Origin of the sequence: Caballeronia sp., assembly GCF_028292365.1 — a bacterium.
Classification (GTDB): Bacteria; Pseudomonadota; Gammaproteobacteria; order Burkholderiales; family Burkholderiaceae; genus Caballeronia.
In genome coordinates this window covers 1-8,244 of sequence record NZ_JAQGMM010000628.1, presented here as the reverse complement: position 1 = coordinate 8,244, position 8,244 = coordinate 1, and the positions used below count along the sequence as shown (strand labels likewise).

Annotated in this window: 7 protein-coding genes; 6 read left to right on the top strand and 1 reads right to left on the bottom strand. The window is 57.6% G+C overall.

Annotated elements, in window-relative coordinates; genetic code table 11:
• Positions 1-202 (top strand): AzlD domain-containing protein (locus JWR14_RS36465; RefSeq protein WP_299719273.1); only part of this gene is annotated, 202 nt, incomplete at its 5' end.
• A 20-nt stretch (positions 203-222) separates the two neighbouring features.
• Here the strand turns inward: JWR14_RS36465 and JWR14_RS36460 are convergent.
• Positions 223-1,716, bottom strand: a complete 1,494-nt coding sequence (locus JWR14_RS36460) for an MDR family MFS transporter (RefSeq protein WP_299719271.1) — start codon at positions 1,714-1,716, stop codon at positions 223-225.
• A gap of 338 nt (positions 1,717-2,054) precedes the next feature.
• On the opposite strand from JWR14_RS36460, the gene JWR14_RS36455 reads away from it, so the two are divergent.
• The 5 genes from JWR14_RS36455 (at position 2,055) to phaP (ending at position 7,433) form a co-directional block, all read left to right on the top strand.
• Positions 2,055-2,546: a RidA family protein gene (locus tag JWR14_RS36455; protein WP_299719269.1), complete on the top strand. Its 492-nt coding sequence runs from the start codon at positions 2,055-2,057 to the stop codon at positions 2,544-2,546.
• 27 nt (positions 2,547-2,573) lie between these two features.
• Positions 2,574-3,764 (top strand): amidohydrolase family protein, encoded by a 1,191-nt coding sequence (locus JWR14_RS36450; RefSeq protein ID WP_299719267.1) that lies wholly within the window; start codon positions 2,574-2,576, stop codon positions 3,762-3,764.
• The gene (locus tag JWR14_RS36445; RefSeq protein ID WP_299719265.1) at positions 3,761-4,276 is read left to right on the top strand and encodes a GNAT family N-acetyltransferase; all 516 of its coding nucleotides are present in this window, start codon (positions 3,761-3,763) and stop codon (positions 4,274-4,276) included. The genes JWR14_RS36450 and JWR14_RS36445 overlap by 4 nt, the downstream gene beginning before the upstream one ends.
• A 191-nt stretch (positions 4,277-4,467) precedes the next feature.
• Positions 4,468-6,021: a methyl-accepting chemotaxis protein gene (locus JWR14_RS36440; RefSeq protein ID WP_299719263.1), complete on the top strand. Its 1,554-nt coding sequence runs from the start codon at positions 4,468-4,470 to the stop codon at positions 6,019-6,021.
• Between the two features lie 845 nt (positions 6,022-6,866).
• Positions 6,867-7,433, top strand: a complete 567-nt coding sequence (gene phaP / locus JWR14_RS36435; protein ID WP_299719260.1) for a TIGR01841 family phasin — start codon at positions 6,867-6,869, stop codon at positions 7,431-7,433.
• Positions 7,434-8,244 lie beyond the last annotated feature (811 nt).

Below are 8,244 nucleotides of genomic sequence, written 5' to 3'. Positions count from 1 at the left end.
TTTCGTGCCGGTGACGGTGCTAACGGCGATCATCGTGCCGATGACGTTCGCACCGCACGGTGGTGCTGCCGAGCTCACGTGGCGCAATTCGCAATTGATCGCGGCGCTGGTGGCCGTCGTTGTGTGCGCGGTTACGCGCAAGCCCTTGTTGACCATTGCGGTCTCGCTGGCGGTGTTCTTCGGCTGGCAAATGATCGTTTAGATTTTCGCTCGCGCCGCAGCTTAGTCCTCGATCGGCGATAACGCCTCAAGTGGCATCTTTTTCTCGTGGCCTAACGTGATTGTAGGGACGAAGAGGAGGAACCCGACCGCGAAAATCGCGATCACGAAAATCGATAGAAATGTCAGATGAAGCGACTGATGCAGTACCTGACGAATTGCATCGCTGCTGCCGAGGGTCATTACCTGATTTTGAAGCAGGGCCTTTAACTGATCCGATGTGACTGCTGCTGCCCCATTCGAATGACTCAGGCCAAAGTTCAGCACAGCGCCGAACAGTGTTGCGCCAATCGTGCTACCGAGATTACGCGAGAACAGATTCGACGCAGTCGCGCTCCCGCGCTGCGCAACATCGACTATCTCCTGGATCAGCACAAGCGAACTGACGCTCGACGTTCCCATGCCGAAGCCCATGATGAGCGAACCAAACGCCGCGATGAGCGGTGAGCTTTGTGGCGACAACACGATCAGGAACACCGCGCCCAACGGGATAAATGCGCTGCCGCCAATCAGGATGCGCCTAAGCCCGATTCGATGAAACGACTTCGCAGCCAGCGTCGCGCCGACGGGCCACCCGACCATCATCATGGTCAATGCAAGACCGGCGATCACGGGCGAACGATGCAGCACGCCTTGCACATACATCGGCAAGAAGGTCGTTGCGCCCATCAGGATCATGCCGGACAAGACGGTCGATCCGTTACACGCGGCGATCGGCCGGCGGCTCCAGAGCGCGAACGAAATCATGGGTTCGGTGGCGCGTTTCTCCTGCATCAAAAAGAACAGCAGGCACACGATAAAGAACCCGCCCGCGATCAATGCCTTCGTGATGTCGTCATTGCCTGCATACGTCAGCGACATCATCAGCGCGGCGATCGACACCATGAAAAGTGCTGCCCCGGCGAAGTCGATGGACGGGCGCGAGTGCCGCTCGGATTCTTTAAGAAACGCGATGAACCCCGCCGCCGATGCAAGGCCGATCGGCACGTTCATCCAGAAGATCCAGGCCCACGAAAAATCGCGGATGATCAAGCCGCCGACCATTGGCCCGACCACCGCCGAGATGGCCCAGACACTCGCCAGATAACCTTGCACCTTGCCACGTTCGCGGGCGGGGTAGAGGTCGGCGACAATCGTCAGCGTGACCGGCTGGATTGCACCTGCGCCGACGCCCTGGATCAGCCTGAACACGATCATGGCGGGCATCGACCAGGCGAAACCGGCAAGTATTGAGCCGACCAGGAAGATCGCTATGCCGGCAAGAACGACGGGCTTGCGGCCATACAGGTCTGCGAGCTTGCCGAAGATGACCGTCATGGCGGTCTGCGTCAGCAGGAAGGACGAGAAGACCCAGCTATAAAGATGCAGGTCGCCAAGCTGCGAGACGATCTGCGGCATGGCAGTGGAAACGATGGTGGCTTCGATGGCGACCATTGCCATTGAAGCCATGACCGCTGCAATGACAAGCGGACGCGACGATTGCGGGCTGCGGGACATTAAGGTCGGTGTAATGAGGGGCGCGGACAAAGTCGCAGGGTCTTGGCGATGCGACGCGTTAGGCGGTCGAGGTGATGCGACCGTCAAAGAGTATGCACCTTGATGGAAATGTTCGCTGAACCGGGTCGCGCTTGGAGCCTGCTTGATTGCCTGCGCGGGCGGCCTCTTGAGGTGCCTGCTTTAGCGACGTGACGTTATTTCAATTGCTATGCAAAGCCTCATCAGCTATGCGCTTTTGTTCGTCCAGCATGTTGTGACACACTTGGATATTCGACGAGAACGCTTTCATTTCATCCGTTCATTCACTTGAGGCAATATTTTTCAATCAAGGACCGTCAATGACATCCACGCCCGTTCCAGCCAACCCGGATTCGCCCGCCACGCGCCTTGAGGCGCTTGGTCTCGTCCTGCCGAAAGTGCCTGTGCCTCGCGGCGCGTTCAAGCCTTTCTCACGCTCCGGCTCGCTGATCTTCCTCGCGGGACAGATTTGCGAATGGGAAGGAGAGGTTCGCTACGCCGGTCCTGTTGGCACGGAGCAGGATCTTGAAGCGGGGCAGCGGGCAGCACAGATTTGCGGGCTTAACCTGCTCGCAGCACTTCACCTTGCACTTGATGGCGACCTCGACCGTGTGGTCAGTTGTCATCGGATGGGCGGGTTTGTGTATTGCACGCCGGGTTATCCTGACGTGCCGAAAGTCATCAACGGAGCCTCCGATCTCATGTTCGCGGTGTTCGGCGAACGAGGCCGGCATGCCCGGACCGCAGTCGGTGTGGCGACGCTTCCGGCGGGGGCGTCGGTGGAAGTAGACGCGATCTTTGAAGTCCGCTGATTGTCTTTTCTGTTTCCAGGAGTTCCAGTGCACGCTAGCTTGTTGATCACCCATGTCCGTCTGCCGGACGGTACCCCCGTGGATATTGCTGTAACCGGCGGACGGATAGAAGAAATCGGCCCGAACCTCCAGCGCGGCGCTGACGTTGTGCGCGAAAACGGCCAAGGCGCGCTGGTCCTGCCGGGGTTTGTCGAAGGCCATACTCATCTCGACAAAACACACTGGGGCTTGCCGTGGTATCGCAACGAAGTGGGTCCGAGGCTCATCGACAGAATCGAGAACGAACGATCATGGCGCGCGAGCACCGGACACGATGCGGGCGCGCAGTCGCTAGCGCTTGCTCGGGCTTTTCTTGCGGCGGGAACAACGCGGATCAGAACGCATGTGGATATAGACACGGACGCCGGGCTCAGGCATTTGCACGGCGTGCTGGCGACGCGTGAAACGCTGGCCGATGTCATGGAGATACAAGTCGTGGCGTTTCCGCAGTCAGGCATGCTGCGCCGTCCAGGGACCGACGTGTTGCTAAGCGACGCGCTAAAGGCGGGCGCCGACGTGCTCGGTGCGCTGGACCCTGCGCTTATCGACCAGGACCCGGTTGCCTCGCTCAATACCACGTTCGAGATGGCGAACCGTCATCAGAAGCCTGTCGATATCCATCTTCACGAGCCGGGCGAGATCGGTGCGTTCACCTTCAACCTGCTGCTCGACCGTGTCAAGGCATTGGGCATGCAGGGGCGTGTTGTCGTGAGTCACGCGTTTTGCTTAGGGGAACTTCCCGATCGCGAGCGCAATACGTTGTTAGCAAGGATCGCGGATCTCGATGTTGCGCTGTTGACTACGGCGCCGCCGTCCGTGCCCGTTCCTTCGATGCGCGCTTGCATCGAGGCAGGCGTGACGCTGTTTGCGGGCAACGACGGAATACGCGATACGTGGACGCCTTTCGGCAAACCCGACATGCTCGAGCGCGCCATGTTCGTTGGCATGCGCTACGACCTCCGCCGCGATGAAGACCTCGCACTTGCGTTTGACTGCGTCAGCACATTGGGCGCATGGGCGTGCAGGTTCAAGGACTATGGACTGCACGAAGGCGCGCGGGCCGATCTTGTTTTGGTAGACACTGAAACAGTGGCTGAAGCGATTGTTTCGCGACCGGTCCGCAAGCTCGTGGTTGCACGCGGCAGGATTGTTGTGCGCGATGGGGTTGCATCGATATGAAACTGATTGCCGAGCGTCTTTATCTACGAGATCTGGAACCGTTCGATATAAACGCAGTGCATGAATATGCAAGCTTGCTCGAGGTCGTGTTGCATCAGGAATGGGGGCCTAACACGATCGAGCAGACCCGGGAATATATAGCGGGCTGTGTGCTTGAGAATTCGTTGCCCGACAGAACAACACTGGAACTAGCAGCAGTGCTTAACGATGACAGCCTGATAGGCAGCTACCGGGCGACTTTGTCGGAAGATGGCAGGGAGGCTGAGATTGGCTACTCGCTCAATCCTCGCTATTGGAACCAGGGCTACGCTACCGAAGCAGCGAAACGGTTGGTCGACTATTTGACGCGCGAGCGCCAGGTGCGGGAAATCTTCGCGACCAGCAGGCCGGAAAATCTCGCGTCCATTCATGTCCTGGAGAAGCTCGGGATGCAGCAGGTGGACCTATATCGCAAGAACGTGCTGATCAGGGGTGAGTGGCGCGACACGCTGGTATTTTCAGTGAAAGTTTAATGAATTGCATGTGACGAGCGGTTTGGGCAATAGGAGTTTCTTGGCCGCTGCGCGCGGTGATATTCCGCCTTCACCTTTACGCCGCTCGGTGTTTCCCTTACTTCAGAATCCCTCCAAGACTGCCGATATGCACACAGTGGCGCGCGATCCCATGCGCCAGTCATGAACTGTGCCTCGCATCGGAGAGTAGATTGGACCGTCTCAGTTTGAACACCAAATTATCGCTGGCGCTGCTCATTACATGGCTCGGCCTTCTGTTTCTCGGTGGATGGGCCGCGTGGCAGTCTCGCGAAACCATGACAGAGGGGCGCCAGACCGGCGTGCAAAACGTGGTCGAGTCGGCTTACGGCGTGGTTGCGGACTACGCAAAGCAGGTGGACAGCCATCAACTGACGCTGGAGCAGGCTCAGGAGCAGGCCAAGGCGAAGCTCGCAGCCATGCGTTTTCCGGGCAACGGTTACATGATCGTCACGACCGCGCATCCCGTGGTCATCATGCACCCGGTTCTGGCCGATCTGCGCATGAAGGATGTGAGCGACTACAAGGATACTGACGGCAAGCTTTTGTTCGTCGAGATGGTCAAGGTCGCTCAGGCCAATGGTCAGGGTTTCGTACCCTACATGGCGCGCTTGCCCGGCAAAACGGAACACGTGCCGAAGGTCAGTTTCGTCAAACGGTTCGCGCCGTGGGACTGGTACCTGATTTCGGGCGTGTACGTGAACGATATCAACGACGCGTTCAAGGTGAACCTTCTCCAATATCTGATCGTGATCCTGCTGATTGGAGGCGTCAGCTCGGCGGCGTTGGTATTGATCATCCGTAATGTGAAACACAGTCTGGGCGGCGAACCGGCGTATGCCACCCTCGTCGCCGAGGGCATTGCGAACGGCGACCTGTCGCACGATGTCGCGCTGGGCGCATCGGATGAGAGCAGCATGTTGTCCGCCATGCAACGCATGCAGCAACGGCTCGCCGATACTGTCCGGCGGATTCGCGGCGGCACTGAAACCATTACCGTTGCCGCTCAGCAGATTGCAGCGGGCAACCACGATCTCTCTGCACGCACCGAGCAGCAGGCGTCGTCAATCAGCGAAACCGCGGCGAGCATGGAGCAGCTGACCGCGACTGTTAAGCAGAACGCAGAGAATGCGCACCAGGCGAACAAGATGGCGGCGAATGCATCGTTGATCGCAAGCGAAGGCGGGACGGCGGTGCAGCAGGTCGTACTGACGATGCAAAGTATTGCAGCCAGCTCCACGCGCGTGGTCGACATCATCTCCGTGATCGAAGGCATCGCTTTCCAGACGAATATCCTCGCGCTTAACGCAGCCGTTGAGGCGGCGCGTGCGGGCGAGGAGGGGCGCGGTTTTGCTGTAGTGGCAGGCGAGGTGCGTAATCTTGCACGACGCAGCGCGGATGCCGCAAAGGAGATCAAGAGCTTGATCGAAGAATCCACCGGCAAGGTCGATGACGGTAAGGCGTTGGTGGAGCGTGCCGGCACGACAATGCACTCGCTGGTTCAGGCTGTGCAGCGTGTCACGGATATCATCGGCGAAATTTCAGTGGCGTCCGAGGAGCAGAGTCGCGGCATCGAGCAGGTCAATATCGCCATTGCTCAAATGGACGAAACAACTCAGCAAAATGCAGCCATGGTCGAACAAGCGACGGCCGCGGCTCAGTCGATGCAGGAGCAGGCTCAAATGCTGCGCGACACCGTCAACGTGTTCCGGTTGGCGAGCGTGTGAAATGGAGCGGGCGCTTTAGAAGTGGATTTCTGACGCAGCAATTGTCAGACGTTCGCGTGTTCGGCGGCAAGTCACCCCAGCCATGGGCGGCAGCACCCGGACAAAGCCGTCATGCGACAGCAAAACGCCTTTGGCGGGACGCGCTTGCCATACATACCAAACCCCGGGTAACCGACAATAGCTGTCGCACCCAAGGCGAGACGGTCACTTACCATGATGCCGAAGGTGCGACCGGTGCCACTGGATCTTCGGTAAGCGATGCGGCGGCAATGCCGGGAGCTGCAGCGCAATCGTCAGATAAAACTCCGTGACTAGTCGTGCGGATGTATGGCGATAACGTCCTCTCGCTCTCCTACTACCGTGATGGGGCCGAGAAAATCGTCCGTAACCCCGTCGTTTCGAACACTTCTACATTACGATTTCCCAACCAGTACGCAAACTGTTTATTTACAATAGATAAACATCGGGTGGGGTCGTCCGGCCGACGAAGCCAAGAGAAAGGCTATCCGATGGTTGGGTCTGATCATTGGTTCTAATTCGTAAAATTTCCCGATTTAACGGCGTTGATAACCAGATAACTGACGGTTCAGATCATCTGACGTCACTCCCTGGTTGTCAAAGACGGCTTTTATTATGCGGTGCCCCTTCCCCGGGCACTCACAGAGGACGTGCACGGCTCGATCCTGGAGGTGATTAATATTATTAGTATTCCATACTAGCAATTAATATCTTCAGAACCGTGGGTGCTGTTTTTGAGCGCAGATACCGTCAACCATAATCTGGTTCATAACACCGACGTTTGCGTTCAAGCCGGTCACGCAAGCGTCAAACTTCTGGAGAATGCAATGAGTTTGTTGTCACCCGAGCAAATCGCAGCAACGCAAAAAGACAATTTTGATACTTCGCTGGGACTGCTCGACACGGCCTTCGAAGGATTCCGGAGACTCGTCGAACTAAACCTCCAAGCGTTCAAATCATCGCTGGTTGAGGGGCAAAATGCGGCTCGCGAGGCGCTGTCGGCTAAAGACCCGCAAGAATGGGCTGCCTTGCAAACGCGGTTAATGCAACCGACTGCAGACAAGATTCAGGCGTACAACCGTCAGGTGCTCGCCATTTTGGCAGCAACCCACGCCGAAGTTGCGAAGGTCGCCGAGACACAGTACGAAGCGCACAACCGCCGGGTGCAAACGCTGGTCGAGGGTCTTGGGCGGAGCGCGCCGGCTGGGTCTGAAGCTGCGGTTGCCGCGGCGAAATCGATGGTCACCGCCAGCAATACGTTGTACGAAGCACTTAATAAAACTGCCCAGCAGACCGTGGATTTTGCTGAAAGCAACTTTCGTGCAGCAACGTCTACCGCCTCGAAAGCGACCCGGCACGCCATCGAGCAAGCGTCGCGGTTGGCACAAAAATAGATAGGTGATAAGACGCATCTACAGTACGTTTTGTTGGCAATCCAAGGCGCGAGAAGGAGTTCTCCATGAGTGAAGGGTGGATGGGGTTGGTCGTCGGCCTGTTCTTGCTCGCGAGCGCAGGCATGTTGGTGATTGCGCACTATCGCCGGGAGCATCTGCGCAAGCGGCTGCTTCGTCGGATGGATCATCGTCAATGTTGGGAGGTTATGCGTCGCAGGCATTGAGCATGGCAGGTGCTGTCCTTTGCCCAATGAGTTTCAACCACCCATTGCCGAGTTGGTATTAATGTTAATGACAAGTCCATATGAGTCCCCGCCTTACGATGCACCGCAGAGCATTACCGTGCGGGCTGCCACGGGCCAACTGAGGGTCGTGTCCGTCTGGCAGGCATTTGGACAAAGCGCGGCGCAAGCGCAACGGACGATCGTGCACCGCAAAAAGAACAAGGACCTGGAAGAGATGACGGTCACGTTTGCTTCCATCTCGCTAGCTGAACTGACGGAGATCATCAGTCGTTTAAACGCCCTGACATGGGTAAGTGCTGCATCGCTCCGTGTCACGACGGGCGGTACCTTTCTGGAGCCTGGCCGATCGTGAACCGAGCCGCAGTTGCATAGCGTGGCAAGCGAAAAACAAGAACTGAGAGGAGACATTCATGAGCGTCGATGACCGTCGTCAACAGGATCTTTCTCACATTGAAAGAATGATTGGCCAACTTGAACGCCAGGCACCGGGCGAGCGAGGAATTGCAGAACGAAACCCGGTCACCCGGCCTGATTACTGGCGAGATCGTATCCATGGTCTGGTGACT

Excerpts from the sequence above, each read along its gene's own strand:
- JWR14_RS36445 (WP_299719265.1), top strand. The coding sequence starts at position 3,761 with ATGAAACTGATTGCCGAGCGTCTTTATCTACGAGATCTGGAACCGTTC.
- phaP (WP_299719260.1), top strand. The coding sequence starts at position 6,867 with ATGAGTTTGTTGTCACCCGAGCAAATCGCAGCAACGCAAAAAGACAAT.
- JWR14_RS36460 (WP_299719271.1), bottom strand. The coding sequence starts at position 1,716 with ATGTCCCGCAGCCCGCAATCGTCGCGTCCGCTTGTCATTGCAGCGGTC.
- JWR14_RS36455 (WP_299719269.1), top strand. The coding sequence starts at position 2,055 with ATGACATCCACGCCCGTTCCAGCCAACCCGGATTCGCCCGCCACGCGC.